We start from the raw sequence: 25,920 nt of genomic DNA, 5'->3' as shown, positions 1-25,920 counted from the left end.
GGGTCAGCCTTCACCGCTCTTGCCGCCACCGCGCTTCCGGTCGTCCTTCTTGTCGCCGTCGTCCCCGTCGCCGTCGCCGTGCTTCTCGTCGATGCGTTGTGAGGACACGACTTCGACGGAGTCGATCAGCGGTGTTCCGTTCCGGACGACCAGGCGCAGGCGGTGCGACTCGCGCAACCTCTTGCCCTCCGCGCCGGTGAGGTCGATGCCGACCGTGACGGTGTCGGCTCCGGAAGCGGCGGGTGGCGTGCTGACGGCGAGGTCCTTCACGCCACGCCAGGACTTCTCGTACTGCTCGCGACCCTGCGCCCGCAGACCCGGCCCGAGCCGTTCCCACGCACGGGCGGTGTCCTCGGGCAGCAACGCGTAGTACTCCGCCACCGCGCGTTCCAGCTCTGCCGGGGCGGGCGCGCTGGACGCCGATGTGGACGTGACCGCACCGCCCGCGCGGTCGGTGGGCCTGTTCCCGTTCGTCACCACGAGAACCAGCACGACGATGCCGACGAGCGCGGCCGCGGCCACCGCGACGAGCCCGACCCGCGCCCCACGTCCCCGCCGCGGCGCGAGTGCCGCCGGGTGTGGTGCGAGGGCGGTCGCGTCCGGCCCGGTCAAGTGCGGTGCGGTTGCGTCCGGCCCGGTGGAGTGCGGTGCGGGGGCGGCCGGGTGCGGGCCGGTCGTGGTCGGCGGCGGGGTGGCCGGGTGCAGGTCCAGCCGGGTCGGCGCGGGTGTGGTCGGCGCGGATCGCGTCGGCGTCGGTCGGTCCGCGTTCGGCGTCTGGAGCCGTTCGGCGGCCTGCGCCATGGTCGGTCGGGTCGCCGGGTCCGTGCGCAGCACGTCCAGCAGCACGTCGGTCAGCGGACCCGCCTTCGTCGGCGGGGCGTAGCGGCCCGCGGCGACGGCGTGCAGCAGCGCGATGGCGTTGTCCCCGTCACCGAACGGCGGGCGTCCCTCCACCGCCGCGTACAGCGTGGCGCCGAGCGCGAACACGTCGGACGCGGGCCCCGGCTCGCCGCCGCGCGCCACCTCGGGCGAGAGGAACGCGGGCGTGCCGGCGAGCAGGCCGGTCTTCGTGACGGTGACGTCGCCGACCGCGCGGGCGATGCCGAAGTCGGTGATCTTCGCGGTCCCGTCGTCGGTCAGCAGGATGTTGCCCGGCTTGACGTCCCGGTGCACGACACCCGCCGCGTGCGCCGCCGCCAGCGCCCCGGCGACCTGCGCCCCGATGCGCATCACCTGCTCGGCCGGCAGCGGGCCGCGCGCGATCAGGTCGGCCAGGGTCCGCGCGTCCAGGTACTCCATGACCAGCACCGGCCTGCCGTCGTCCTCGACGACGTCGTGCACGGTCACCGCGTTGGGGTGCCGCAACCGCGCGGCGATGCGCCCTTCCCGCGCCGCGCGGTTCACCGCCTCGACCGGGTCCGCGCCCTCGGGCACCACGAGCTGCTTGAGCGCCACCTCGCGGTCCAGCCGCTCGTCCAGCGCCTGCCACACCACGCCCATCGCACCGGCGCCCAGCCGCCCGCGCAACCGGTACCGACCGGCCACCAGGCGCCCCACGTCCATCACCGGCGATCCCGCCCTCCCGGCACGGTCGCCACGTAGACCGTGCTGGTCGCGTCACGTTGTTGCAGCGGGTTGTGGAAGCGGACGACCTCGGCGGTGACGTGGGCGAACCGGTCGGCGAGCGCGGCGGTGTAGTCGTCGTCCGGTGGCTCGTTGGACCACAGGGCGAACACGCCGCCGGGGTGGAGTCGGGCGGCCAGGCGGCGCAGGCCCTCCGGTGCGTAGAAGTCGGCGTTGTCGGGGTGCAGCAGGTGGCGGGGCGAGTGGTCGATGTCCACGATGATCGCGTGGAACAGCCGGTCGGGGTCGGCCGGGTCGAGGCCCCGGTCGCCACGCGACAGGGCGAAGAAGTCGTCGTGCACCAGCCGGCAGCGCGGGTCGGAGGCCAACGCCAGACCGCCCGGCAGCAGTCCGCGCCGGTGCCAGTCGATCACCTCGCCGAGCGCGTCGATCACCAGCACCGACCGCACGTCGGGGTGCTCCAGCACGGTCCGGGCGGTGTAGCCCAGGCCGAGGCCGCCCACGACGACGTCCAGCGGCCCCGGCAGGTCGGCGAGCGCCAGGCGGGCCAGTTCCACTTCGGACACCGTGAACAGGCTCGACATCAGGAACTCGTCGTTGAGCTTGATCTCGTGGACCTCGCGGTCGAACACCGGGTCCCACCGGCGGCGCAGGACGAGTTCACCCAGCGGTGTCTGACGCCAGTCGAGTTCCTGGAAACGCGCGCTCATCCGGACAACCTACGCGGGTGCCCCGTCGAGCAGCTCGGCGAGGAGGCCGCGGACGCGGCGGTCGATGTCGTCGCGGATGGGTCGGACGGCGGCCACCCCCTGTCCCGCGGGGTCCTCCAGCTCCCAGTCGAGGTAGCGCTTGCCCGGGAAGACGGGGCAGGTGTCGCCGCAGCCCATGGTGATGACGACGTCGGAGGCCTCCACGTCCTCGGTGGTGAGCTTGGACGGCACCTCGGCGGTGATGTCCAGGCCGAGTTCGGCCAACGCCTCGGCGGCGGCGGGGTTGACCTGGTCGGCGGGCGCGGAGCCGGCCGAGCGGACGGTGACGCGGCCCATCGCGTAGTGCTGGAGGAGGGCGGCGGCCATCTGGGAGCGACCGGCGTTGTGGACGCAGACGAACAGGACTTCGGGCTTGGTGTTCAACGGACTTGTCCTTCGGTGACGGGTGCGTCGGCAGGTGCCTGGGTGGGGTAGAGCAGGCGCAGCAGCGGCACGGCCACCGCGACGCCGAGGAGCTGCGCCAGCACGAAGGCCGGCACCGACCCGGGCGCGATGCCGGCGAAGGTGTCGCTGAACACCCGGCCGACGGTGATGGCCGGGTTGGCGAAGCTGGTGGAGCTGGTGAAGAAGTACGCGGCGCCGATGTAGGCGCCGACGGCGGCCGGTGCGAGCGCTGCCCGGCCCGACCGGACGAGCGAGAAGATCACCAGCAGCAGGCCCACCGTGGCCACGACCTCGGACACCCCGTGGGCGAGCGTGGCCCGTTCGGTGGTGCTGATGCTGACCGGCGCCGCTTCGAACATGACGTTGGCCAGCACGGCGCCGGTGGCGCAGCCGAGGACCTGGGCGAGCGCGTAGGCGGGGACGTCACGCCAGGCCAGTCCGCCGAGCACGGCGTCGGTGATCGACACGGCGGGGTTGAAGTGGCCGCCGCTGACGGGGCCGAAGACGAGGATGATGGCGTAGAGGCCGACGGCGGTGGCGGCGGCGTTCTCCAGCAGTTGCAGGCCGACGTCACCGGGGGACAGGCGCTGCGCGGCGATGCCGGAGCCGATCACCAGGGCGGCGAGCAGCAGGCTGCCCAGGTACTCGGCGAGCAGCCGGTGGGGGAGCGGGCGGGGCATTCAGGATCCCTCGGTGGCGGGGCGGACGGCCGGGACGAGGCGGTCGACGCGGTCGGCGAGGTCGCGGTAGGCGGCGTCGAAGGCGTCCGGGGTGCCGACGGCGGCCGGATCGGGCACGGACCAGTGCAGGCGGTCGTCGTGGTCGGTCAGCTCTTCGTGCGCGTTGTCGCACACCGCGACCACGAGGTCGTCCGGCCGCAGCACGTCGTCCAGGTGGTGGGGACGGGCGCGGGTCAGGGACAGCCCGTGGGTGCGGGCGGTGGCGACGGCCAGCGGGTGCACGCGCTCGGCCGGTCGGGTGCCCGCGCTCGCCGCCGGCACCGGGCTGCGCTCCTTCCACAGCGCCGCGGCCAGCTGGGAGCGCGCCGAGTTGTGGCTGCACACGAACACCACCCGGGGCGCCTGCCGGAGCCCGCTGGGCACGAGGTCGGTGAGCGCGGCGGTGCGCAGGCGCAGGTAGGTGCGCCGGTGGTCGCCCTCCGAGCGGGACCGCTCCACCACGCCTGCCTGTTCGAGCAGCTTGACGTGGTGGGCGAGCAGGTTGCTGGGCAGCCCGAGCGCGCGGCCGACCTCGCCGGGGGAGGCGTCGCCGAGCACGAGCAGGTCGACCAGGGCGAGCCGGGCGGGCTCGCCGAGGGCCGCGTGCACGCGGGCACGAGCCACCGTGTCGGAAGACCAGTCAGTAGACATTGACTCAATGATGATTGAGTCATGGCCCCGCTGTCAACGCGGCGAGGCCCGCCGCGCCGGATCGGGCGCCTGTTCGACCAGCTCCTCCGGGGCGGTCAGGCGCCAGGCCTCGAACACCAGTTCGGCCAGCTCGTCGGCCTCGATGCCCGCCAGGTAGACGACGACCCAGCCGAAGCCGCCGGAGGTGAACTGCTCCTCGAAGACGTCCGGCCGTTCGGCCACCAACGCCTGCTGCTCGGACAGCAGCTGCTTCAACCCCGCGGTGTTCGTGCGCGGCCAGTAGTAGCCGAACCGCTTGCCGCGCACGCTGAACGAGCTGTACTGCCCGCTCTCCGCGCGCTCGACGTCGACGAGCGCGTTCACCATCCGGTCGAACTCGTCCCTGCTCACCGCCACCGCAGCCCCCACGGGAAGTCCTGGATCCCCAGTGTAGGTCTCACCCCCTGGGGTGACAGCGGCGGTGCGGTCCACGATCGAGGCGTCGATGTGCGGCTGCGGGCGACGCGGGCGACACTGGGCTCGCCGTGATCGGTCTACAAGGGACGGTCGCATGCCGTGGCGCGCCGAGTCCGGGTTCCCCGACCTGATCCGGCCCATGCTGGCCTCGTCGGGACAGCTCCCCGCCGGCGCCGGCTGGGCGTTCGAGTTCAAGTGGGACGGTGTCCGGGCGGTCACCTACGTCCGCGGTGGACGGGTGCGGGCGATGACGCGCAACGACCTGGAGGTGTCCGCCACCTACCCGGAGGTCGGGGCGCTGTCGGCACTCCTGGGTGACCGCGAGGCCGTTCTCGACGGTGAGATCGTCGCCCTCGGCACCCGGAAGCAACCGGACTTCGGCCGGTTGCAGTCCCGGATGCACGTCGCCCGACCCGGTGACGACCTGCTGGCCCGCGTCCCCGTCGTGTACTACGCCTTCGACCTCGTGCACCTCGACGGCCGTTCGCTGCTCGGCGTGCCCTACTCCGAACGGCGCGCGGAGCTGGCGGCCCTCGGGCTGGGCGGCCTGGCGGAGGTGCGCGTCCCGCCGTGCTTCACCGACGTCGACGGTCGGGACGTGCTCGCGGTGGCCGCGGACTACGGGCTCGAAGGCGTGGTCGCCAAGCGGATCACCTCCCGCTACGAGCCGGGACGCCGCTCCACGGCGTGGGTGAAGGCGCCGCTGGTGCGCACGCAGGAGGTGCTGATCGGCGGCTGGCGGCCGGGCGACGGTCGGCGGGCGGGCACGGTCGGGTCGCTGCTGCTCGGCGTGCCGTCCGACGACGGGTTGCGCTACGTGGGCAAGGTCGGCACCGGGTTCACCCACTCGGCGCTGCTCGACCTGCGGGAACGACTGCAGCCGCTGGCGCGGGCGGCGTCGCCGTTCGTCGACCCGGTGCCCACCGAGCACGCCCGCCGCGCGCACTGGGTCCGACCCGAACTGGTCGGCGAGGTCGAGTACCGCACCTGGACCACCGACGGCAGGCTGCGGCACTCGTCGTGGCGCGGGCTGCGGCCGGACCGCAACCCCGACGACGTCCGGATGCCCGGGCCGCCCACGTCCTGATCGGGATTGTCGGTGCCGACTGTTAGCGTCCGGCAACGATCCGACGGACAGGGGGAACGCACCGGTGGACGACGAGAAACGGGCTCTGTGGACGTTCTTGGACGCGCAGCGCGGCGTCGTGGTGGCGATCCTCGAAGGGCTCGACCCGGCGGCCCTGACGACCCCGGTCCTGCCGTCGGGGTGGACGCCGCTGGCGATGGTCGAACACCTCGGTTACGCCGAGCGGCACTGGTTCGAGGAGGTCCTGCTCGGCCACGCCGAACCGCTGCCGTGGCCGGACCCGCCGCCGTTCACCACGCCGCGGTCGGCCGAGGAGGTCTTCGCGTTCTACCGGCGCCAGTGCGAGCGGTCCGACGCCATCCTCGCCGCCACGCCGCTGTCGACGCGCCCGATCGGCCGCCACCCCGGTCCGCTCGGCGCCGAGACCACCGATCTGCGCCGGATCGTCCTGCACGTGATCGAGGAGACCGCCCGCCACGCCGGCCACCTCGACGCCGCGCGGGAACTGCTCGACGGCACGACGGGGCTCGGGCCGCGCTAGCGCGTCGCCCACCGCGGCGCCACCGCGGGCGTGACCGGTCGCAGCAGCCGCAGCACGGTGGTCAACCGGGGCAGGTGGTCGCCGGGTTCGCGGACCCACCGCACTGGGCCGTCGGCGGTGACGCTCGGCGGCAGCGGCAGGTACCGGCCGTCGCTCACCAGTCGCACCCGCGGCGGCAGCACGGGCATCCCGGCGTCGAGGGCGTCCGCAGTGTCGACCAGGAACGCCCACAGGTCCGCCGACAGCGCGAGCGCGGGCAGCGCCGCGTCGACCCGCGCGCCGACCGAGGCGCTCACGAGCAGACCGGCGATGCCGCGCCCGGTCGGCAGGTGCACGTTGCCGTCGGCCAGCACCAGCGACCAGCGCCGGCCGATGGCCAGGCGTTCCACGGTCGCGTGGACCTGGTTGGCGTAACGGGTGGCGGCGCAGGCCGCTGAGTCGTCCATGGATCCCCCATCCCTCGGCGGAAGCACTCCGACAGGGGTTCGTCGGCCGGGCACCGGTCGGTTCGACCGCCCGATCAGGTGACCGGCGAGCGGATCTTGGTGGTGCGGCCTAGCGTGGCCGCCGTGTCGGTTCGGGTGAGCGAGTCGATCATCACGCTGGTGCTGTTCGCGCTGCTGGTGCCGGTGGCGGTGCTGCCGTGGGTGCACCGGCAGTACCGGCGCCACGGCCGGCTGCACGGCTGGTCTGCGGTCGTGGCGGCGGCGAGCGCGTTGTACGGGTGTGCGTTGGTGGCGTTCACGCTGTTCCCCTTGCCGGACGTGACCGACGAGTTCTGCACGGGCCGGTCGGTGCGCGCCTACTGGCAGACCCGGCCGTTCGCGTCGCTGGACGACATCGCCGCCGCCGGGTACTCGCCGACGAGCCCGGCGTTCGTCCAGGTGGCGTTGAACGTGGTGCTGTTCGTGCCGCTGGGCTTCCTGCTGTGCTACCGGTTCCGGCGCGGCCGGGTGGCGGCGACCGCGATCGGGCTGCTGGTGTCGCTGGCCGTGGAGACGACGCAGGGCACCGCGGTGTTCGGCCTCTACCCGTGCCCGTACCGGGTCGCCGACGTGGACGACCTGATGACCAACACGGCGGGCGCCGTCCTGGGGTGGCTGCTCGCGCGGACGGTCGGGCGGCGGCTGCCCGCGGCCGTGCCGGAGCCCGTGGCGGACACCGGGCCGCCCGGTCTGGCGCGCCGCGGGTTGGCGTTCGCGGGCGACCTGCTCACCCTGTCGTTGACGCAGTTCGCCTGCCGCGTGGTGCTGGTGCTGGTGGGCGAGGGGACGGGGACGCCCCGGTTGACCGAACTCGCTACCTCCGACCGGTTCGGGGCGGCGCTGGGTGTGCTGGTGCCGGTCGTCGCCACGGTCGTCGTGCCGCTGCTGCGCGCCGACCGGGCCACGCCGGGGCAGGTGGCGTTCAACCTGGCCCTGGTCGACGCGGGCACGGGCGGGGTGGCCCCGGCGCGGGCGGTGCTGCTGCGGTTCGCCGTGTGGTGGCTGCCGGTGCTGCTGCTGATCTCGGCCGGGCACGGCGGTCTGGTGCTGCTGGTCGTGGTCGTGCTCGGCTTGGCGGCCCGGTCGCGCGGTGACCGGCGCAGTCCGCTCGGCCTCGTCTCCGGCACCACGACCACCACCCGCGACGCGCGCACGCCGACCGTGCGGTCACCGACTTGACAGGCAAGTGAGGGCTTGCCTATAACTGTGCCGTGGACGCAGACCCCGACCTGTTCAAGGCACTCGGTGACGCGACGCGACGCACCATCCTCGACGAGCTGACCGAGAGGGACGGTCAGACGCTGTTCGAGATCTGCGGCAGGCTGACCACGAAGCACGGCCTGGCCTCCTCGCGCCAGGCCATCTCGCAGCACCTCGCGGTGCTCGAACAGGCCGGTCTGGTGCACACCCGGCGCCAGGGCCGGTACAAGTTCCACCACCTCGACACGAGCCCGTTGCGCTCGATCGTCGAGCGGTGGCCCATCGACCGAGAGGCACCGAACCAGTGATCCGCATCAACCTCACCAGCGTGTTCGTCGACGACCAGGCGAAGGCGCTGGCCTTCTACACCGGGAAGCTGGGGTTCACCAAGAAGACCGACGTGCCGGCCGGCGAGTACCGCTGGCTCACCGTGGTCTCGCCCGCCGACCCGGACGGCGTCGAGCTGCTGCTGGAGCCGGACGCCCACCCGGCGGCGCGGCCGTTCAAGGATGCCCTGGTCGCCGACGGCATCCCGTTCACCCAGTTCGCGGTCGAGGACGTGCACGCCGAGGTCGAGCGCCTCAAGGGGCTCGGCGTCGAGTTCACCCAGGAGGCGACCGACCTGGGTCCGGTGGTCACCGCCGTGTTCGACGACACCTGCGGCAACCTGATCCAGCTCGCCACCATGAAGTAGTCGACCCCCGGCACGCCCGACCTCGACCACGCGGGTCGGGTGGGCCGGTCGTGGACGCCCGCGCCGGCCCGCGTCGAAGCTCAGAGCGGCGCGTTGCCGTGCTTGCGGCGGGGTGGCTCGGTCCGCTTGTCCTGCAGCATGGTCAGGCCGCGCGCGATCGCCGCCCTGGTCTCCACCGGGTCGATCACGTCGTCCACCAGCCCGTGCTCGGCCGCGTGGTAGGGGTGCATCAGCTCCGACGCGTACTCGGCGACCAACGCCGCGCGCAGCCGTGCCGGATCCTCCGCGGCGGCCAGCTCACGCCGGTACAGCAGGTTCACCGCGCCCTCGGCGCCCATCACCGCGATCTCGTTCGTCGGCCACGCCAGCGACAGGTCCGTGCCCACCGAGCGCGAGTCCATCACGATGTACGCGCCGCCGTACGCCTTGCGCAGGATCACCTGCACCCGCGGCACGGTCGCCTCGCAGTACGCGTACAGCAGCTTCGCCCCGTGCCGGATCACGCCGCCCGCCTCCTGCTCGGTCCCCGGCAGGAACCCCGGCACGTCCACCAAGGACACCAGCGGGATGCCGAACGCGTCGCAGAACCGCACGAACCGCGCCGCCTTCTGCGCCGCGGCGACGTCGAGCACGCCCGCCAGCACGATCGGCTGGTTGCCCACCACACCGACCACGCGCCCGTCGATCCGCGCCAACGCGCAGACCACGTTGGGCGCCCAGTGCTCGTGCACCTCGAAGTAGTCGCCGTCGTCCACGACCTCCGCCAGCACCCACCGGATGTCGTAGGGCTTGTTCGGCTCCACCGGCACGATCTCCGCCAGCCGGGGCCGGTAGTCGGTGGACGCGTTGCGGGCGGGCAGCGCCGGCGGCGGTTCCACGTTGTTCGACGGCAGCAGCGCCAGCAGTTCGCGCACGCCCTCCAGGCAGCTCTTCTCGTCGTCGTACACGAACGACGCCACGCCGGAACGCGAGCCGTGCACGTCCGCGCCGCCCAGCTCGTCGTGGCCGACCCGCTCACCGGTCACCTGCGCGACGATGTCCGGCCCGGTCAGGTACATCCGCGCGGTCTCGCGGACCATGAACGTGAAGTCGGCCAGCGCGGGGGAGTAGGCCGCACCGCCCGCGGACGGCCCGAGCACGACGGCGATCTGCGGTATCACGCCGGACGCGGCCACCTGGCGGCGGAAGATGCCGCCGTAGCCGTGCAGGGCGAGCACGCCCTCCTGGATGCGGGCTCCGCCGCTGTCGTTCAGCCCGACGACCGGCGAGCCGGTGGACACCGCCAGGTCGAGCACCTTCTGGATCTTGGCCGCGTGCGCCGCGCCGAGCGAGCCGCCGGAGATGGTGAAGTCCTGCGCGTAGACGAACACGCGCCTGCCGTCCACGGTGCCCGACCCGGCGACCACGCCGTCGGTGTGCGGTCCCGCGCCCGCGCCCCGCCGGTACAGGTCGACCTCGACGAACGAGCCGACGTCCAGCAGCAGGTCCAACCGCTCCCGCGCGGTGAGCTTGCCCAGCCCGTGCTGCCTGGCCACCGCCTCCGGCCGGCCCGCCGCGATCCGCGACCGCTGCCTGCCGTGCTCCTCACGCAGCGCCGCCATCGACCGCGGCGCCTGCCCGGCGTCCTCGGCCGGCCCGGCCTCCTCGTTCGGGACCTGCCGGACCGGCACGAAGTCGAGTTCCGAAGTGCTCATCCGGACACCCCCTGGCGTCGGTCGGGATGCCGCCGAATGTAGTCAGGGCCGTCTATACGGCAGCCATGATCGAGCAATGTCGACGTCACCCGGCACGGGCGGGGCCGCGGCCCGAGGTCTCGCGCGCCCGAGGTCTCACGTACGAAGTCTCACGCGCACGAACGGGCCCGCGAGCCGAAGACGACTCGCGGGCCCGTCGACCGGTGACGCGTCACCCGGTCAGAACGCCTGGTTCGCGAAACCCTTCCGCGCGGCCGCGGACAGGAACGACTGCCACGCCGCGCTGCTGGTGTGCGGGTCGCCGGTGGTGCCGAGCCGGGACTTGGCCGTGGTGAACGCGCTCTGCGTCTTCGGGCCCCAGATGCCGTCCACCACCAGGCCCGAGCTCATGAAGTTGTTGCACAGCGACTGGACGAACTTCGCGTCGCTCTCCGAACCCGTCACGCAGCGCACCGGCAGGCCGCCGAAGTCGGAGTGGATGTGGTCGGCGTGGTCGGCGTTGTACCACCCGTCCAACGCGTACCGGAACCGCCTGCGGCACACCGCGTCCACCGCCAGGTAGCGGCGGCGGACGGCGAGCGTGCCGGACGCGTGGTCGCGGTCCAGCGGCGAGGACACCTGGCCGCCGCTCCACCGCACGTGGTCGAGGTCCATCGCGGTGCCCGCGCCGTGCTGGCCGGGCTTGTTCACGTAGAAGCCCGCGGACACCAGGTAGGTGATGCTGCCGTACGCCGAGGACAGCGACCGCAGGTCGCGGATCCACAGCACCAGGGAGTCGTAGAAGCCCTGGGTGGCCTGCCAGTTGCGCAACGTCGTGTTGCCGCGGCTGGACCGCCAGTAGTAGACGGGCGTGCCGTCGATCCGCTGGAACGTGATCATCGGGTCGCCTCCGCGGTGATCAGCCGGCCGTCGGTGAGCCAGCCGGAACGGGTACCGGCCACGCCCAGTGCCTTCGCGTCCCGCGGCACGGCGGGGTGGGTCCGGTCGGCGTCCAGCACGCCGGTGAGCGGGGTGGCGTCGACCACCTCGTTGCCGACCCAGTGCACGCGGCCGCCCACCGAGGCCAGGCCGCGCACGGCGACACCGTCCAGGCGGGGGCGGGAGGTCCACGTGACGCCGTCGCGCGAGGTGTGCAGGACGGTGCCGGAGATGTCGACGGCCGCCACGACCCACCCGTCACCGGTCGCCGCGACGGCGGTGGCGGACAGGCCGTCGGTCCACTCCAGGCCGCGGACGGGCACGGTGTGCCAGCCCGACGGGGTGCGCCGGGCGGCGATGCGGACCACCGAAGCGCGCTCGTGCTTGAGCACGGAGCCGAACGCCAGGCCGCCGCCGACCGCGGTGAACTCCGAGCGCACGCCGTGCAGGCGGCGTGCCTCGCGCCACGCGAGACCGTCGGTGGACTCCCAGATCGTGGCGACCGGGTCGCCGCTGAGCGCGCCGACCGCGTGGAAGGTGGTGCCGTCGCCGGTGACGTCGACCAGGTCCGCGCCGGCGAGGCCGTCGGTGATGCGCACCGAACCGCCTTCGTCGACGAGCACCCACTGGCCGTCCTGGTGGGTCAACATGGAGGGAGCGCCGTCGGCCGCGAGGAACACGCCCGCGGCCTTGCGGGGGTTGTCGGTGGTGCCCGACGCGGGTGCCGCGGCAGCCGCGTGGGCCGGTAGTGCGCTGGTGAGTGCCGCGGTCGCGGCGGCACCCAGCACGAACGTTCGCCGATCGAGCACGTCAGTCCTTTCGGGGGCAGGGGGAAGTGCTGACGTGGCACAGGGCCGGTTGGAAGTTTTCCAACCCACAAAGTATGGGTGGCCGCCCGTTGCGGCAATGGCCCGTTCCGCCCAAACCGTTCACGGCCACCGCGTTCCGCGACCGCGACCGGTCGGCTCGTCGTCCCCGTCGCGTCGCCGTGGCGCACCGGCCGAAATCACGGGCGGGTGAGCGCGACCGGAGGTAGGCTGCCGGGTGTTCGCGACTGGCGTGCCGAGGGTGGGAACGACCACCGGGGAGCGTTGAGCCGATCCGCACCGCGCGCCTGGGTGCCACGGCAGCGTTCCCGCGCGCGTGGAGGTCGTCGTGCACGAACCCGCAATCCCGTCGTTGACCGGAGCCGACCCCGAGGTCGCCCGCCTGGTCCAGGCCGAGGCCCGCCGGCAGTTCGAGAAGGTCCGCCTGATCGCCTCGGAGAACTACGTCTCCACCGCCGTCCTCGAAGCCACCGGCTCCGTGCTGACCAACAAGTACTCCGAGGGCTACGCGGGCCGCCGGTACTACGAGGGCCAGCAGGTGGTCGACCCGGTCGAGCGGCTCGCGGTCGCTCGGGCCGAGGCCCTGTTCGGCGTCGACCACGCCAACGTCCAGCCCTACTCCGGCTCACCGGCCAACCTCGCCGTCTACCTGGCGTTCCTGAACCCCGGCGACACCGTCATGGGCATGGCCCTGCCCGCCGGCGGCCACCTCACCCACGGCTGGAGCGTCTCGGCCACCGGCAAGTGGTTCCACAGCGTCCAGTACGGCGTGACCAAGGAGACCGGTGTGGTCGACCTCGACCAGGTCCGCGACCTGGCCCGGGCCGAACGCCCGAAGGTGATCTTCTGCGGCGGCACGGCCATCCCGCGCACCATCGACTTCCCCGCGTTCGCCGAGATCGCGGCCGAGGTCGGCGCGGTGCTGGCGGCCGACATCGCGCACATCGCGGGCCTGGTGGCGGGTGGTGCGCACCCGTCACCGGTCGGGCACGCCCAGGTGATCACCACGACCACCCACAAGACGCTGCGCGGCCCGCGCGGCGCGATGATCCTCACCGACGCCGACCACGCGAAGGCGATCGACAAGGCAGTGTTCCCCGGCCTCCAGGGCGGGCCGCACAACCACACCACCGCCGCCATCGCGGTCGCGCTCGGCGAGGCGTCGGAGCCGTCGTTCGGCCTCTACGCGCACGCCGTCGTGCAGAACGCCCGCGCCCTGGCCACCGCCCTGCTCGACCGGGGGTTCGACCTGGTCTCCGGCGGCACCGACAACCACCTCATCCTGCTCGACCTGACCAACAAGGGCATCGGCGGCAAGCCCGCGGCCAAGGCGCTGGACCGCGCGGGCGTCGAGGCGAACTACAACACCGTCCCGTTCGACCCGCGCAAGCCGTTCGACCCGTCCGGGGTGCGCCTCGGCACGGCCGCGATCACCACCCGCGGCCTCACCGAGGAGCACATGCCGTTGATCGCGGAGTGGATCGACCGGGCCGTCGGCGCGGCGGACGACGAGCAGGCGCTGGACCGCATCGCCGCCGAGGTCGCCGACGTGATGGCGGGCTACCCGATGCCCGGCTGGGCGTAGCGGACCACGTCGGCCAACCGCGTCACGTCCGCCCGGAACGTCTCGTGCCGGACGGTGACGTGATCGGTCCCCGGCAGCTGGTCGACGGGCAGCACCGCCCCGTCGACCAGCACCGGGATCACCGGCACCGAACGCCGCGACGCCCGTTCCACCTCCACGCGCATCAGCTCCGTCGGCACCCAGTCGGGTCCGACCACGGCGAGCAGCACGTCGCAGTCGCCGACGTCGCCGACCACGGACCGGCCGATGTCGTCCAGCCGGTCCGCGATGCGCCCCGCGAGGTGCAGGTCCTGCGGCCGCCGGTAGCTGAGGAACAGCCGCGCGGCCCGCTGCCCGGGTGACAGGTCGATCCCGGCCAACGCGGCGAACGCCCGGTCGCGCACGTCGGCCCGCTCCGCGCCGCACCGGGCCAGCACGTCGACCGCCACGCCCTCGTCCTCGGCCAGCACGCCGAGCAGCAGGTGCCCGGTGTCGACGTGCCGGTGCCCCAACGCCAGGGACTCCCGCACCGCCGCCGCCAGCGCCCGCTTCGCGCCCGGCGTGAACGGCAGGTACCCGCGCACCGGCAGGCTGCCCCGCCCGTCCACCGCCAGCACGTGCGCCCGGCACGCGTGCAGGGACAGCCCGACCGACGCCAGCACCGACGCCGCCGCGCCGCCCTCGCCGATCAGCCCCAGCAGCAGGTGCTCGGTGCCGATGGCGGTGTGGTTGAACCCCCGCGCCTCCTGGAGGGCCGCCACGGACACCCGGCGCGCGCTCTCGGTGAACCTCTCCAACATCAAGTCCTTCGCCGACGTCGACCAGCCCGGCATCGGGCTGCGATCAGTGCATCGCACCGAGTTTCCGGGTGTTACCGGAATTTGTCAGTAGCCGCACACCTCGCCTCGGTCATCGCGTCACTGCCGCCGTGCGCGGTCTCGGGGACGAGGACCAGCTCGGCGTCGGGCCAGGCGTGGGCGAGCTCGAACGGGGTGCCGATGAGATTGCCCAGGTCCAGCACCCCTTGCACGATCACGCCCGGGATGCCCGCGAGCTTCCACGCCTCCTCCAGCACGACGCCCTCCCGCAGCCACGACCCGTGCGCCCAGTAGTGCGTGACCAGCCGGGCGAACGCCAACCCGTCCTCCGGGCGGTCGAACCGCAGTCCGCCGGAGGACAGGGGCTGCAACGCGTCCTCCCACGCGCACCACTCCCGCGCCGCCCGGTCGTGCACGGCCGGGTCCGGCGAGAGGAGCAGCTCCAGGTACCCGGCCGCCGGGTCGCCGGACGGCGCCAGTGCGCGGAACCGGGCGTGGGCCTGGGGGAACATCGGCGCCAAGCCCGTCGTCAGCAGGTCGGTCTCCGCCCGCCGCCCGGTCGCCACGCCCGCGTGCACCATCTCCGAGACCCGGTGCGGGAACCGCTGCGCGTACACCAGGCCGAGCACCGAGCCCCACGACGCGGCGAACACCAGCCACCGGTCGACGCCCAGGAACTCGCGCAACCGCTCCAGGTCACCGATCAGGTGGTCGGTGGTGTTGGTGGACAGGTCCACCACCGGTCGGCCCGCGTGCGGCGTGCTCCGCCCGCACCCGCGCTGGTCGAACAGCACGACCCGGTACGCCCGCGGGTCGAAGTAGCGGCGGGCCCGGGACGTGCAGCCCGAACCCGGTCCGCCGTGCAGCACCACCGCCGGTTTCCCGTCCGGGTTGCCGCACACCTCCCAGTAGAGGTGGTGCCCGTCGCCGACGCCCAGCATCCCGTGGTCGTACGGCTCGATCTCCGGGTACAGCACGATCTACCTCCTCGAACAGAAGCAACAGTGCTGTTACATTAGCTTGCGGAAACGTCGGGGACATCGACCGGGCATCCGCGCCGCCGACCGTGAGCCCGCCCGCACGTTCTTCTCCCTTGCTCGAAATGCTTGACCGCGACCGGGATCAGGAAGTCCCACGGTGTACCGACAGGGTCAGGCTTGACGGACGAACCAAAACGATGTTTTATAACGATGTTGCATAACACCGTTGTGTGGAGGTGGCGTGATGGGCGTCGAAGCCGGGTTCCAGACCCTCGACCGCGAGGTCGTCGTGGACTTGGAGGTGCGCGGCGAGCTGCCGCGGTGGTTGTCCGGCACCTTGGTGCGCAACGGGCCCGCCAAGTTCGAGACCGGGAAGGGCTCGTTCCGCCACTGGTTCGACGGCCAGGCGATGCTGCACCGCTTCGGTTTCGCCGACGGCGCCGTCGACTACCGCAACCGGTACCTGGAGACGCCCAGCTTCCGCGCGGCGCGGGAGGAGGGGCACATCGCGTTCGGCGAGTTCGCCACGGACCCGTGCCGGTCGCTGTTCAACCGCTTCTTCACCCACCCGAGCCTGCGCCGCACGTCGAACACCAACGTCAACGTGCTGTCCGACGGCGACCGGGACTGGGCGCTCACCGAGACGCCCATCGCGGTGGAGTTCGACCGCGAGACCCTCGCCACCGTCGGCCTCACCGACTACGACGACGCGATCACCGGCCACGTCACCACGGCGCACCCGCACCGCGCACCGCGCACCGGCGACCTGGTCAACTACGTGCTGAGGTTCGGCAGGCGCAGCGTCTACCAGATCTACCGGCAGCGCGGCGACACCCGCGAGCTGCTCGCCACCCTGCCCGCGGACCGCCCCGGCTACATGCACAGCTTCGCCGTCACCGAGCGGCACGTGGTCCTGGCCGTGTTCCCGTTCGTGGTCAACCCGCTGTCGCTGCTGCTGCGCGCGAGGCCGTTCATCGAGAACTACCGGTGGCGGCCGGAGCTGGGCACCCGGTTCGTGGTGTTCGACCTGGAAACCGGCGCCGTGGTCGCCGACGAGCGCACCGACGCGTTCTTCGGCTTCCACCACATCAACGCCTTCGACGCGGACGGCCGCGTGGTCGTGGACATCTCCGCCTACCCGGACGCCACCGTGGTCGACGCGCTGTACCTGGACAAGCTGCGCGGCGACGCCGAGCTGCCGCTGGCGTTCCCCACCCGCTACGAGGTCGACCTCGCGGGCGGCGGTGTCACGTCACGGCGGCTCGCCGAGGACTCGCTGGAGCTGCCGCGCATCGCCTACCGGTCGCACAACGGCCGTGACTACCGCTACGCCTACGGCGTCGGCGCCCACGACAACGGCACGCACGACTTCATCAACCAGCTGGTCAAGCTGGACGTCCGGAGTGGACGGACCAGGCGGTGGCACGAACCGGGCCGCTACCCGGGCGAGCCGGTGTTCGTGCCCGCGCCGGGCGCCAGGGCGGAGGACGACGGCGTGCTGCTGTCCGTGGTGCTCGACGCCGCCGCCGGGCGGTCCGGCCTGCTGGTGCTCGACGCGGCGACGTTCCGGGAGATCGCCCGGGCCGACGTGCCGCACGCCATCCCGTTCGGCTTCCACGGTCAGTTCACGTCGCGTCGATCGTGAGCACGCACCCGTCCGGGCCGACGGTGGGTACGTCGGGCTCGTCGAACCAGAGGCCGCCGTCGGCGAGGTAGCGGAAGCGGTGCGTGCCCGGCGGGAGGACCAGGGTCACCGTGCGCGTCCCGTCGCGGCGGGGCAGCAGCTCGTGCACGCCGGGCGTCCAGTCGTTGAACGTGCCGACCACGCTCACCGGCCCGCTCGGCTGGTCGAGGGGCAGCGAGAAGGTCACGCGGCGCTTCGGGCCGAACAGGCGAGTGCTGCGGAGCATCGTTCTCCCTCGCGAGTCGATCTTGCGATGCCTTCGGGGCACAGCGTTCCGGTGCCGTGCCGGTGTTTCAAGCGGCGCGCCGGTGTTCGAAGTGGATGGTCACCTGTCCGGGTGAAGTGCGCTGCCCGCCGGGACCCGGGGATGACCTCGACGAGTGAGTGGCGTGCGAGGTCAACCATAGATGGCCGTCTATGAAGTGAGTCGTACTGCATCGACCGCTTTCGATTGACCGAGCGCTCTCGGGCGGCCAACAATCCGTGGCATGAGCTCCGCCGTGACACCTCCAGCGGTCCTGCCGGCCGACCAGGCCGCCGCCTACGCCGAGCGGTTCGCCTGCCTCGCCGACCCGACCAGGGTCCGGCTGCTGCACGCGGTGGCCGCCGCCGAGACCACCGTCGGCGCGCTGGCCGCCGTGCTCGGCGTGAGCCAGCCCACCTGCTCGCACCACCTGCGCAAGCTCGCCGCCGCCGGCTTCGTCCAGCTCCGCCGCGACGGCACCGCGACCTTCGCCTCGGTCGACCCCTCCGGCCGCGTCGTGCTGCCGCACGCCGTCGACGCGGTGCTGGGCGCGATCCCCGCCGCACCGCTCGACCCGCCCGCGGACGTCGCCGTGCGCGCGATGGTGGACGACGACTGGGCCGACGTGCGGCGCATCTACGGCGAAGGCATCGCGACGGGCAACGCCACGTTCGACACCGAGGCGCCGAGCCGGCGCACGCTGGAGGTCAAGTGGCTGCTCGGCCACCGGTGGGTCGCGGTGGCCGACGGGCGGGTCGCGGGGTGGGCGGCGGCCACGCCCGTGTCGCCGCGCGAGTGCTACGCCGGGGTCGCCGAGACCTCGCTGTACGTCGACGCGCGGTTCCGGGGGCGCGGGGTGGGCAAGGCCTTGTTGCACCGGCAGGTCACGGCGGCGGACGCGGCCGGCCTGTGGACGTTGCAGGCCGTCGTGTTCCCGGAGAACCGGGCGAGCATCGCGTTGCACCGTTCGGGCGGGTTCCGGACCGTCGGGTTCCGGGAGCGGATCGCGGTCCACCGAGGGGTCTGGCGGGACACGATCGTGCTGGAGCGCCGCGCCTGAGAGGTCCGTCTACAGCGGACGAAGGGGAGGAGGGGGAAGAACCGGCTTCCCGCCACCTTCAACTTATAGCGCACAGGGGGTCTTGCGGCAAGACCCCGGTGGTGCCGCAGAATCGCCGCTCGAAGCTGGAAGCCGCGGAAAAACTGGAGTCGCGAATGCGCGTGTTGTTGTCGACGTACGGATCACGGGGGGACGTCGAACCGCTGGTGGCGCTCGCGGTGCGGTTGCGGGAACTCGGTGCGGAGGTGCGGGTGTGCGCGCCGCCCGACGAGGACTTCGCGCAGCGGCTGGCCGGTGTCGGCGTGCCGATGACGCCGGTCGGCCCGTCGGCCCGCGCGCTCACGGCCGAGGCGGCGCCACCGTCGGCGTCGAACCTGCCCCAGCGCGCGGCCGCGGTGATCGCCGCCCAGTTCGAGGGCGTCACCGCGGCGGCGCGGGGGTGCGACGTGGTGGTGGCGACCGGTGCGATGCCCGCCGCGGCCGGGGCGCGGTCGGTGGCCGAGGCGCTGGGCATCCGCTCCGTGTCGGTGACCTTCCAGCAGCTCACCCTGCCGTCCCCGCACCACTCGCCGCTGGCCTACCCCGGCCGGCCGTTCCCGCCGGAGGTGACCGACAAGCGGGTCCTGTGGGACCTGGACGCGCGGAGCATCAACGCGTTGTTCGGCGAGGCGCTCAACACCCACCGGACGTCGGTCGGCCTGCCGCCGGTGGACAACGTCCGCGACTACGTCATCGGTGACCGGCCGTGGCTGGCCACGGACCCGACCCTGGACCCGTGGCGGGAGCCCGCGGACTTCGACCCCCCGTACTTCGACGTCGTGCAGACCGGCGCGTGGGTCCTGCCCGACCTCCGCCCGCTCCCGGCCGGGTTGGCGGCGTTCCTGGAGGCCGGCGCGCCGCCGGTGTACGTGGGCTTCGGCAGCATGCCCATGCGCGGTGCCGAGGACCTCGCGGGCGTGGTCGTCGAGGCGATCCGCGCGCAGGGTCGCCGTGCGCTGGTCTCGCGCGGGTGGGCCGACCTGGGGCTGATCGACGACGCCGACGACTGCTTCGTCGTCGGCGAGGCCAACCACCAGGCGCTGTTCGGCCGGGTGGCCGCGGTCGTGCACCACGGCGGCGCGGGCACGACGACGACCGCCGCCGGGGCCGGCGCGCCCCAGGTGGTGGTGCCGCAGCTGGCCGACCAGCCGTACTGGGCGGGCCGGGTGGCCGACCTCGGCGTCGGCGTGGCGCACGACGGTCCGGTGCCGACCACCGAGTCGCTGTCGGCCGCGCTCAAGGTCGCGCTGGCACCCGAGACCCGTGCCCGGGCGACCGCCGTGGCCGGCGCGGTCCGCACCGACGGGGCGGAGGTGGCCGCGAAGCTGCTGCTCGACGTGGTCGACCGGGGAAGGTCGTCCGCCTTCGCGTGAGCCGCGCGGTTCGACCACCCGAGGGGGAGAGGGGGATCACAATAGTGCAGGCAGTGCAAACTTGCAGTACGTGCATGTTTTTCTTACGCTGATCGAGTGACGACGGAGGGGGCCGAAGGGCTGCGCGACCGCAAGAAGCGGCAGACCCGGAAGGCCTTGGGGCACGCCGCCGTCCGACTGGTCGCGGAGCACGGCCTCGACCACGTGACCGTCGAGGACATCAGCGCCGCCGCCGACGTCTCGCCCCGGACGTTCTTCAACTACTTCGCGAGCAAGGAGGACGCCGTCCTCGGGCCCGACCCGGGAGCGGGTCCCCGCATGCGCGCCCGCGTGCTCGCCGAACCGGCGGACCTGTCCGCCGTCGCGGCCGTGCGCGAGGCGTTGCTGGCGGAGGTCGCCGCGGAACTGGCCGACGACCGCGACCTCTGGTTGCGGCGGATGCGCGTGGTGCAGCAGCACCCCGTGCTGCTGGCGAAGGTGTTCGCCGGCGGCGAGGCCGTCGAGCGCGACCTGGTCGCGGCCGTCGCCGAACGCGTCGGCCTGCCCGCCGACGACACCTACCCGTTGCTCCTCGCCGCCGCGGCGGGCGCGGCGTTCCGGGTGGCGGTGGCCCGCTGGTCGACCACCGCCGCACCGCTGCGCGAACTGCTCGCCGAGGCGTTCGACCTGCTCGGCGCCGGGCTCGCCGACCCGCCGCGGACCCCGACCGGGGCCGGATCCGCGGCTGGGACGGGCGCCGGGACCGCGAGCCCGCCGTCTTGACACACCGCGACAACCTGGGGGATCAGATGTCCACCGAAACCGGCACGACCTCGCGCCGGGACGTCATGCAAGCGATGTCCGGCCTCATGCTGGGCATGTTCATGGCCATCCTGGCCTCGACCATCGTGTCCAACGCGCTGCCGCGCATCATCGCCGACCTGCACGGCTCGCAGTCGGTCTACACCTGGGTCGTCACGACCGAGCTGCTGGCCATGACGGCGACCGTGCCGCTGTGGGGCAAGCTCGCCGACCTCTACAGCCGCAAGCTGCTCATCCAGCTCTCGCTGGGCCTGTTCGTGGTGGGCTCGCTCATCGCCGGGTTCTCCCCGAACGTCGAGGTGCTCATCGCCAGCCGCATCGTGCAGGGCCTCGGCGCCGGTGGCATGACGGCGCTGGCCACGATCGTGATGGCGGCGATGATCCCGCCGCGCGAGATGGGCCGCTACGCGGGCATCTTCGGCGCGGTGTTCGGCGTCGGCACGGTCGCCGGCCCGCTCATCGGCGGTGTCATGGTGGACACCTCGTGGCTGGGCTGGCGCTGGTGCTTCTTCATCGGCGTGCCGTTCACGCTCGCCGCGATCCTGCTGCTCCAGCGCACGCTGAACCTGCCCGTGGTGCGCAAGGAAGTCCAGATCGACTACCTGGGCGCGGCGCTGATCGTCGGCGGCGTGTCCACGCTGCTGGTGTGGTCGACGCTGGCGGGTCACCAGTTCGAGTGGGCCTCGGCGTGGACGGTGCTGCTGGTGGCCGTCGGCGTGGCGCTGCTGGGCCTGGCGGTGTGGGTGGAGTCGCGGGCGGCCGACCCGATCGTGCCGCTGACGATCTTCGCCAACCGCACGGTCGCGATGACGACGCTGGCCAGCGCGCTGGTGGGCGTGGCGATGTTCGGCGGCACGGTGTTCCTGTCCCAGTACTTCCAGATCGGCCTGGGCAAGACGCCCACGCAGGCGGGCCTGATGAGCCTGCCGCTGATCTTCGGCCTGCTGGTGTCCTCGACCGTCGCCGGTCAGCTGATCACCAAGTGGGGCCGGTGGAAGGCGTTCCTGGTGGCCGGAGGCGTGATCATGGTCGGCGGGATGCTGCTGCTGGCCACGATCGACGCGAACACGAGCGTGTTCGTCGTGAGCGTGCACATGGCGGTGCTGGGCGTCGGCGTCGGCCTGCTCATGCAGAACCTGGTGCTGGCCGCGCAGAACGACGTGCCCGCGCGCGACCTCGGCGCGACCACCTCGACCCTCACGTTCTTCCGCAGCCTCGGCGGGGCGATCGGCGTGAGCGCGTTGGGCGCGGTGCTCGCGAACCGGGTGACCGCGTTGAGCGAGGAGAAGTTCGGCCCGGCGCCCGACGGCGCGGAGAACGCGGTGCCGGACCTGTCGCTGCTGCCCGAGCCGGTGCGGGTGGTCGTGCGCGAGATCTACGCCACGGCCACCGCGGAGCTGTTCCTGATCGGCGCGCCGATCGCGGTGCTGGCCCTGGTCGCGGTGCTGTTCATCAAGGAGAAGCCGCTCAAGACGCTCAGCGGTGACGAGCGGTTGGCGGCGGAGATGGCGTCGGGCCACTAGCCGAGCCGGCCGACGCCCGGCGTCCGATGTCCGCTCACCAGGCAACGGGCGTCGGGCGTCGGGCGTCGGGCGTCGGAGACACGGTGTCGCACTTGTCCGGCTCGCGGTCGGGCAGGTGCGACACTTCGCGCGTGTCAGGACTGCGCGAACGCAAGAAGCTCGCCACGCGGACGGCGTTGGCCGATGCCGCCCTGCGGCTGTGCGAGGCGCACGGCCTCGACGGGGTGACCGTCGAACAGGTGGCCAACGAGGCCGGCGTCTCACTGCGCACGTTCTTCAACTACTTCTCGTCCAAGGAGGAGGCCGTGGTCGCGGGCGACGTCGCCACCGCGGCCGCGTTCGTCCGGGCGTTCGCCGACCGGCCGGACGCCGAGCCGGTGTTGCCGGCCCTGCGCGCGGCCCTGGTCGAGGTCGTGCCCGACCGGATCGACCCGCAACGGGTGGCGCAGTTGCGCGCCCTGCGCCGGACCCCGGCCCTGCTGCCGCACCAGATCGCCGCCTTCTCCGCCCAGGAACGGGAACTCGCCGCCGCCGTGGCGGCACGGGTCGGCGTCGACCCGGCCACCGACCTCTACCCGGTGATGTTCGCGGCCACCGTCATGGCGACCCTGCGGGTGGTGGTCGGCTGGTGGCTGGACGCCGCCGAACGGCCCGAGCTGTCCGACCTGATCGACGTGATGATCGACCGGCTGGACGTCGGCTTCGCCGCCGTGCGCCCGGGCCGCGACTAGCCGGGTCAGTCGCCGAGCGTGATCGGCTTGGCGTCGACCGGGTCGATCGTGGTGACGTCCGCCGCGCCGCAGGCGCTCAACAACTCGGCGCGCCGACCCGCGTCGGCGTATTCCTGGCCGAAGTGGAATGGCACCACGAACTTCGGTCGGGTGGCCGCGACCAACGCGCCGAGGTCCTCGGCGGTCATGTGCCCGCGGCGGTGGATGCTCTCGCCGACGTCGGTCGTCAGGCCGAACGCCTCACCGATGAGGATGTCGCAGTCGGCGAAGTCGCGCTCGTGCGTGGGAACCGGTCCGGTGTCGGCGGTGAACCCGATCCTCGCCCGTCCGGTCTCGACCACGACGCCGTAGCACGGCACCGGGTGGTCGGTCTCCACGAGCCGCATCCTGAGCTGCCCGCCCAGGGCCACGGGCTGGTCGAGGCACTCGACCCACGCCAGGTCGAACGTTCGCTCCGGGTACTGCAGGTGCAGCAGCTCCTGGAGCCCGGCCAGGATCGTCGGGTGCCCCACCACGGTCAGCTTGAGCAGCGGGACGTCACCTTCCCGGTTGAGCAGGGAGCGGGTGAACACGAAGTTGGCGAACCCGCCGACGTGGTCGGAGTGCAGGTGCGACACGTACACGTGGGTCACGTCGGTCGGCGACAGCCCGTTGGCCTGGAGCCTGCCGATCGGGTCGAGGCCCACGTCCAGCATCACCACGGCGTCGTCCACGGCTAAGTGGAACGACGTGGTCGGGCCCGCGTTGGAATTCGACCAGTGGCCGAGGGTTGTCATGTGAATGTCGGTCGTCACAGAGAACCTCAATTCAGACGACGATGGGTTTGTGTTCCCAGCCGAATCGGCGTGATGGCCGAGGTGAACGGTAGGGAATGTCCTTTGTGGTCGCCACCGCTCGCGTGTCGAACTCATCGTGAGCGAGTGCGAAATCGAATGGTTGCTCTTGTCGAGTGCCCGTGGCCGGCGGGGGGTAAACGCCGCCGTTCGGGGCGGTGTAACTCACTGCACACTGGGCAAACTTGCACGTCGTGCAACTTTGGATGATAGTTGTATGCGACAAGCAATGCCAGGGGACAGGGGTGCGGCATGGACGCCGTGGCGCGGCAGCTCGAAGACCGGGTACGTGACCTGCTCAAGGTCGTGCGGATGGTCAAGCAGCGCCGCCACCGACTGGCTCCCGGCCTGATCGGCGCGCTCTCGCTGATCGACCGCGCCGGTGCGACCCCCTCCGGCTGCCACGCCAAGGAACTGGCCGCCCGCGCCGGGCTCGACCCGTCCACGGTCAGCCGCACGGTGGCCGCGCTGGTCGCCAACGGCCTGGTCGAACGGCGCGCCGACCCCGGCGACGGCCGCGTCGGCATCCTCGTGGTGACCGAACGCGGTCACGCCGAGCTGGCGGCCGCCCGCGACTGGTACGACGAGCTGCTGTGCCGCGCGCTCGCCCACTGGAGCCCTGAAGAGGTCGAGGCGCTGACCGAATCCCTGGGGCGCTTGACCACCGACGTCGAAGGAGCCCTCGGCTCCACCTTGGAGGCCGCGCGATGAGCGCACCCACCGCCACCGGCACGATGAGCCACCGGCAGGTCCTGGAGGCTCTGAGCGGCCTGCTGCTGGTGCTGTTCGTCGCGATGCTCAGCGGCACCGTCGTGTCCACGGCCCTGCCGCAGATCATCGGCGCGCTCAACGGCTCGCAGACCCAGTACACCTGGGTGGTCACCGCCACCCTGCTCACCGCGACCGCCACCACCCCCGTGTGGGGCAAGCTCGCGGACCTGTTCGACAAGAAGTCCCTGGTCCAGGTCGCCATCGTGATCTTCGTGGTCGGCTCGGTGGTCAGCGGTTTCGCGCAGAGCGCGGGCCAGCTCATCGCCGCACGCGCGTTCCAGGGCATCGGCGTCGGCGGGTTGCAGGCGTTGGTGCAGGTGGTGATCGCGGCGATGATCCCGCCGCGCGAACGCGGGCGGTACAACGGCTACCTCGGCGGCGTGATGGCGTTGGCCACGGTCGGCGGACCGCTGCTCGGCGGCCTGATCGTGGACACGCCGTGGCTGGGGTGGCGCTGGTGCTTCTTCATCGGCGTGCCGGTCGCGGTGATCGCGTTGTTCGTGCTCCAGGCCACGTTGAAGGTGCGGACCACCCAGCGGGAGGGCGTGCGGATCGACTACCTGGGCGCGAGCCTGATCGCGGTGGGCGTGAGCGTGCTGCTGGTCTGGATCTCGTTCGTGGACGGCTCGTTCGGGTGGCTGTCGTGGCAGAGCCTCGCGATGGTCGGCGCGTCGGTGGTGCTGCTCGGCGCGGCGGTCGCGGTCGAGGCACGTGCCGCGGAACCGGTGGTGCCACTCGGCATCGTCCGGCAGCGCACCACCGCGCTGGCGATCCTGGCCAGCGTGGCGGTCGGCACGGCCATGTTCGGCGGCGCGGTGTTCCTCGGCCAGTACTTCCAGATCGGCCGCGGCTACAGCCCGACCGAGGCGGGATTGCTGACCATCCCGATGATGGTCGGCGTGCTGGGCACGTCCGTCGTGTCCGGGCGGCTCATCACCAAGACCGGCGAGGTCAAGCCCTACATCGTGGCGGGCGCCGCGACGTTGGTCGTCGGGTTCCTCGCGCTGGGGCAGGTCGACCACGACACGTCGCTGGTGCTGGTCGGCGGCGCGATGCTGCTCGTCGGCGCCGGTGTCGGCCTGAGCATGCAGAACCTGGTGCTCGCGGTGCAGAACACGGTGCCGTTGAAGGACATCGGCGCGGCCGGCTCGACCATCGCGTTCTTCCGGTCCCTCGGCGGCACGATCGGCGTGTCGGTGCTCGGCGCCGTGCTGGCGCGCCGGGTCGAGGACGCCATCACCCGCGACCTGACCGCGGCGGGCATCCCGGTGTCCGGCGCGGGCGGCGGCAGCCTGGACCTGGCCGCGCTGCCGGACCCCGTGCAACACATCGTCCGCGCCGCGTACGGCGACGCCACCGGCCAGGTCTTCCTGATCTCGGCGGCCATCGCGGTGGTGGGCGTGGTCGCGGCGCTGCTGCTCAAGCCGATCACCCTGCGCACGAGCCTCGACCTGGCCGAGACGCCCCCGGTGGCCTGAGGGCGGGAGTT

At 72.6% G+C, this 25,920-nt stretch carries 28 protein-coding genes and 1 riboswitch; of the genes, 14 read left to right on the top strand and 14 right to left on the bottom strand.

Going from position 1 to position 25,920, the window contains the following annotated elements; all coding sequences use genetic code 11:
- Positions 1-3 precede the first annotated feature (3 nt).
- The 6 genes from ACYVLT_RS03650 to ACYVLT_RS03625 are packed head-to-tail and all read right to left on the bottom strand — an operon-like array spanning position 4 to position 4,504.
- On the bottom strand, positions 4-1,563 hold the full coding sequence (locus ACYVLT_RS03650) for a serine/threonine-protein kinase (RefSeq protein WP_461118646.1): 1,560 nt from the start codon (positions 1,561-1,563) through the stop codon (positions 4-6).
- Positions 1,563-2,294, bottom strand: a complete 732-nt coding sequence (locus ACYVLT_RS03645; RefSeq protein WP_461118645.1) for a spermine/spermidine synthase domain-containing protein — start codon at positions 2,292-2,294, stop codon at positions 1,563-1,565. Before ACYVLT_RS03645 ends, ACYVLT_RS03650 begins: the two co-directional genes overlap by 1 nt.
- A gap of 9 nt (positions 2,295-2,303) precedes the next feature.
- Entirely contained in the window at positions 2,304-2,717 is a 414-nt protein-coding gene (locus ACYVLT_RS03640) for an arsenate-mycothiol transferase ArsC (RefSeq protein ID WP_461118644.1), read from the bottom strand.
- Positions 2,714-3,418: an aquaporin gene (locus tag ACYVLT_RS03635; protein ID WP_461118643.1), complete on the bottom strand. Its 705-nt coding sequence runs from the start codon at positions 3,416-3,418 to the stop codon at positions 2,714-2,716. The genes ACYVLT_RS03640 and ACYVLT_RS03635 overlap by 4 nt, the downstream gene beginning before the upstream one ends.
- Positions 3,419-4,108 (bottom strand): arsenate reductase/protein-tyrosine-phosphatase family protein, encoded by a 690-nt coding sequence (locus ACYVLT_RS03630; RefSeq protein ID WP_461118642.1) that lies wholly within the window; start codon positions 4,106-4,108, stop codon positions 3,419-3,421. It abuts the gene before it with no gap.
- Between the two features lie 33 nt (positions 4,109-4,141).
- A complete protein-coding gene (locus ACYVLT_RS03625; RefSeq protein WP_461119237.1) occupies positions 4,142-4,504 on the bottom strand; it encodes an MmcQ/YjbR family DNA-binding protein in 363 nt (120 codons plus the stop codon).
- A gap of 154 nt (positions 4,505-4,658) precedes the next feature.
- On the opposite strand from ACYVLT_RS03625, the gene ligD reads away from it, so the two are divergent.
- Entirely contained in the window at positions 4,659-5,651 is a 993-nt protein-coding gene (ligD, locus tag ACYVLT_RS03620; protein WP_461118641.1) for a non-homologous end-joining DNA ligase, read from the top strand.
- Positions 5,652-5,715: 64 nt separating this feature from the next.
- Entirely contained in the window at positions 5,716-6,192 is a 477-nt protein-coding gene (locus ACYVLT_RS03615) for a DinB family protein (RefSeq protein ID WP_461118640.1), read from the top strand.
- Here the strand turns inward: ACYVLT_RS03615 and ACYVLT_RS03610 are convergent.
- On the bottom strand, positions 6,189-6,638 hold the full coding sequence (locus ACYVLT_RS03610; protein ID WP_461118639.1) for a hypothetical protein: 450 nt from the start codon (positions 6,636-6,638) through the stop codon (positions 6,189-6,191). The genes ACYVLT_RS03615 and ACYVLT_RS03610 overlap by 4 nt on opposite strands.
- 123 nt (positions 6,639-6,761) lie before the next feature.
- On the opposite strand from ACYVLT_RS03610, the gene ACYVLT_RS03605 reads away from it, so the two are divergent.
- Genes ACYVLT_RS03605 through ACYVLT_RS03595 form a run of 3 tightly spaced genes read left to right on the top strand, consistent with a single transcriptional unit; the run spans position 6,762 to position 8,571 of the window.
- Positions 6,762-7,856 carry a VanZ family protein gene (locus ACYVLT_RS03605; protein WP_461118638.1) on the top strand — a complete coding sequence of 365 codons (1,095 nt, stop codon included), beginning with the start codon at positions 6,762-6,764 and terminating at the stop codon, positions 7,854-7,856.
- 32 nt (positions 7,857-7,888) lie between these two features.
- A complete protein-coding gene (locus ACYVLT_RS03600) occupies positions 7,889-8,185 on the top strand; it encodes an ArsR/SmtB family transcription factor (RefSeq protein WP_461118637.1) in 297 nt (98 codons plus the stop codon).
- A complete protein-coding gene (locus ACYVLT_RS03595; protein WP_461118636.1) occupies positions 8,182-8,571 on the top strand; it encodes a VOC family protein in 390 nt (129 codons plus the stop codon). The genes ACYVLT_RS03600 and ACYVLT_RS03595 overlap by 4 nt, the downstream gene beginning before the upstream one ends.
- Positions 8,572-8,651: 80 nt before the next feature.
- Here the strand turns inward: ACYVLT_RS03595 and ACYVLT_RS03590 are convergent, their stop codons facing one another.
- From ACYVLT_RS03590 to ACYVLT_RS03580, 3 genes are all read right to left on the bottom strand, one after another.
- Complete coding sequence (locus tag ACYVLT_RS03590; protein WP_461118635.1) at positions 8,652-10,265, bottom strand: acyl-CoA carboxylase subunit beta; 1,614 nt, start codon at positions 10,263-10,265, stop codon at positions 8,652-8,654.
- Between the two features lie 219 nt (positions 10,266-10,484).
- A complete protein-coding gene (locus ACYVLT_RS03585) occupies positions 10,485-11,144 on the bottom strand; it encodes a hypothetical protein (RefSeq protein ID WP_360458551.1) in 660 nt (219 codons plus the stop codon).
- Entirely contained in the window at positions 11,141-11,992 is an 852-nt protein-coding gene (locus ACYVLT_RS03580) for a hypothetical protein (RefSeq protein WP_461118634.1), read from the bottom strand. Before ACYVLT_RS03580 ends, ACYVLT_RS03585 begins: the two co-directional genes overlap by 4 nt.
- A gap of 231 nt (positions 11,993-12,223) precedes the next feature.
- A riboswitch (ZMP/ZTP riboswitch) is annotated at positions 12,224-12,310 on the top strand.
- Positions 12,311-12,338: 28 nt separating this feature from the next.
- Between ACYVLT_RS03580 and ACYVLT_RS03575 the strand changes: the two genes are divergently transcribed.
- Complete coding sequence (locus ACYVLT_RS03575; protein WP_461118633.1) at positions 12,339-13,595, top strand: serine hydroxymethyltransferase; 1,257 nt, start codon at positions 12,339-12,341, stop codon at positions 13,593-13,595.
- On the opposite strand, the gene ACYVLT_RS03570 is transcribed toward ACYVLT_RS03575, so the two are convergent.
- Complete coding sequence (locus ACYVLT_RS03570; RefSeq protein ID WP_461118632.1) at positions 13,571-14,374, bottom strand: Clp protease N-terminal domain-containing protein; 804 nt, start codon at positions 14,372-14,374, stop codon at positions 13,571-13,573. The two genes, ACYVLT_RS03575 and ACYVLT_RS03570, sit on opposite strands and share 25 nt — an antisense overlap.
- Positions 14,375-14,445: 71 nt before the next feature.
- On the bottom strand, positions 14,446-15,369 hold the full coding sequence (gene pip, locus ACYVLT_RS03565; protein WP_461118631.1) for a prolyl aminopeptidase: 924 nt from the start codon (positions 15,367-15,369) through the stop codon (positions 14,446-14,448).
- A gap of 247 nt (positions 15,370-15,616) precedes the next feature.
- Between pip and ACYVLT_RS03560 the strand changes: the two genes are divergently transcribed.
- The gene (locus ACYVLT_RS03560) at positions 15,617-17,017 is read left to right on the top strand and encodes a carotenoid oxygenase family protein (RefSeq protein WP_461118630.1); all 1,401 of its coding nucleotides are present in this window, start codon (positions 15,617-15,619) and stop codon (positions 17,015-17,017) included.
- Here ACYVLT_RS03560 and ACYVLT_RS03555 read toward each other — a convergent pair.
- Complete coding sequence (locus ACYVLT_RS03555) at positions 16,998-17,282, bottom strand: isoamylase early set domain-containing protein (protein WP_461118629.1); 285 nt, start codon at positions 17,280-17,282, stop codon at positions 16,998-17,000. The two genes, ACYVLT_RS03560 and ACYVLT_RS03555, sit on opposite strands and share 20 nt — an antisense overlap.
- 262 nt (positions 17,283-17,544) lie before the next feature.
- Between ACYVLT_RS03555 and ACYVLT_RS03550 the strand changes: the two genes are divergently transcribed.
- From ACYVLT_RS03550 to ACYVLT_RS03530, 5 genes are all read left to right on the top strand, one after another.
- Entirely contained in the window at positions 17,545-18,360 is an 816-nt protein-coding gene (locus ACYVLT_RS03550; protein ID WP_461118628.1) for a helix-turn-helix domain-containing GNAT family N-acetyltransferase, read from the top strand.
- 155 nt (positions 18,361-18,515) lie between these two features.
- Positions 18,516-19,772, top strand: coding sequence for a glycosyltransferase (locus ACYVLT_RS03545; RefSeq protein ID WP_461118627.1), 1,257 nt, complete (start codon positions 18,516-18,518; stop codon positions 19,770-19,772).
- Positions 19,773-19,868: 96 nt separating this feature from the next.
- Positions 19,869-20,534, top strand: coding sequence for a TetR/AcrR family transcriptional regulator (locus ACYVLT_RS03540; protein ID WP_461118626.1), 666 nt, complete (start codon positions 19,869-19,871; stop codon positions 20,532-20,534).
- Between the two features lie 26 nt (positions 20,535-20,560).
- The gene (locus ACYVLT_RS03535; protein ID WP_461118625.1) at positions 20,561-22,096 is read left to right on the top strand and encodes an MDR family MFS transporter; all 1,536 of its coding nucleotides are present in this window, start codon (positions 20,561-20,563) and stop codon (positions 22,094-22,096) included.
- Between the two features lie 131 nt (positions 22,097-22,227).
- On the top strand, positions 22,228-22,827 hold the full coding sequence (locus ACYVLT_RS03530; RefSeq protein WP_461118624.1) for a TetR/AcrR family transcriptional regulator: 600 nt from the start codon (positions 22,228-22,230) through the stop codon (positions 22,825-22,827).
- 5 nt (positions 22,828-22,832) lie between these two features.
- On the opposite strand, the gene ACYVLT_RS03525 is transcribed toward ACYVLT_RS03530, so the two are convergent.
- Entirely contained in the window at positions 22,833-23,621 is a 789-nt protein-coding gene (locus tag ACYVLT_RS03525) for an MBL fold metallo-hydrolase (RefSeq protein WP_461118623.1), read from the bottom strand.
- 291 nt (positions 23,622-23,912) lie between these two features.
- Here ACYVLT_RS03525 and ACYVLT_RS03520 point away from each other — a divergent pair, with 291 nt between their 5' ends.
- Both ACYVLT_RS03520 and ACYVLT_RS03515 read left to right on the top strand, forming a co-directional pair.
- On the top strand, positions 23,913-24,371 hold the full coding sequence (locus tag ACYVLT_RS03520; protein WP_461118622.1) for a MarR family winged helix-turn-helix transcriptional regulator: 459 nt from the start codon (positions 23,913-23,915) through the stop codon (positions 24,369-24,371).
- Entirely contained in the window at positions 24,368-25,909 is a 1,542-nt protein-coding gene (locus ACYVLT_RS03515; RefSeq protein ID WP_461118621.1) for an MDR family MFS transporter, read from the top strand. The genes ACYVLT_RS03520 and ACYVLT_RS03515 overlap by 4 nt, the downstream gene beginning before the upstream one ends.
- Positions 25,910-25,920 lie beyond the last annotated feature (11 nt).

The sequence above is a fragment of the Saccharothrix stipae genome, assembly GCF_054781895.1.
Note: the sequence above shows the minus strand (reverse complement) of the source record. Positions and strands in the feature narration are given on the sequence as shown.

Coding starts and splice junctions, on each gene's coding strand:
- ACYVLT_RS03650 (WP_461118646.1), bottom strand. CDS start 1,563: ATGGACGTGGGGCGCCTGGTGGCCGGTCGGTACCGGTTGCGCGGGCGG.
- ACYVLT_RS03645 (WP_461118645.1), bottom strand. CDS start 2,294: ATGAGCGCGCGTTTCCAGGAACTCGACTGGCGTCAGACACCGCTGGGT.
- ACYVLT_RS03635 (WP_461118643.1), bottom strand. CDS start 3,418: ATGCCCCGCCCGCTCCCCCACCGGCTGCTCGCCGAGTACCTGGGCAGC.
- ACYVLT_RS03630 (WP_461118642.1), bottom strand. CDS start 4,108: ATGTCTACTGACTGGTCTTCCGACACGGTGGCTCGTGCCCGCGTGCAC.
- ligD (WP_461118641.1), top strand. CDS start 4,659: ATGCCGTGGCGCGCCGAGTCCGGGTTCCCCGACCTGATCCGGCCCATG.
- ACYVLT_RS03610 (WP_461118639.1), bottom strand. CDS start 6,638: ATGGACGACTCAGCGGCCTGCGCCGCCACCCGTTACGCCAACCAGGTC.
- ACYVLT_RS03590 (WP_461118635.1), bottom strand. CDS start 10,265: ATGAGCACTTCGGAACTCGACTTCGTGCCGGTCCGGCAGGTCCCGAAC.
- ACYVLT_RS03585 (WP_360458551.1), bottom strand. CDS start 11,144: ATGATCACGTTCCAGCGGATCGACGGCACGCCCGTCTACTACTGGCGG.
- ACYVLT_RS03570 (WP_461118632.1), bottom strand. CDS start 14,374: ATGTTGGAGAGGTTCACCGAGAGCGCGCGCCGGGTGTCCGTGGCGGCC.
- ACYVLT_RS03560 (WP_461118630.1), top strand. CDS start 15,617: ATGGGCGTCGAAGCCGGGTTCCAGACCCTCGACCGCGAGGTCGTCGTG.
- ACYVLT_RS03555 (WP_461118629.1), bottom strand. CDS start 17,282: ATGCTCCGCAGCACTCGCCTGTTCGGCCCGAAGCGCCGCGTGACCTTC.
- ACYVLT_RS03550 (WP_461118628.1), top strand. CDS start 17,545: ATGAGCTCCGCCGTGACACCTCCAGCGGTCCTGCCGGCCGACCAGGCC.
- ACYVLT_RS03545 (WP_461118627.1), top strand. CDS start 18,516: ATGCGCGTGTTGTTGTCGACGTACGGATCACGGGGGGACGTCGAACCG.
- ACYVLT_RS03535 (WP_461118625.1), top strand. CDS start 20,561: ATGTCCACCGAAACCGGCACGACCTCGCGCCGGGACGTCATGCAAGCG.
- ACYVLT_RS03520 (WP_461118622.1), top strand. CDS start 23,913: ATGGACGCCGTGGCGCGGCAGCTCGAAGACCGGGTACGTGACCTGCTC.
- ACYVLT_RS03515 (WP_461118621.1), top strand. CDS start 24,368: ATGAGCGCACCCACCGCCACCGGCACGATGAGCCACCGGCAGGTCCTG.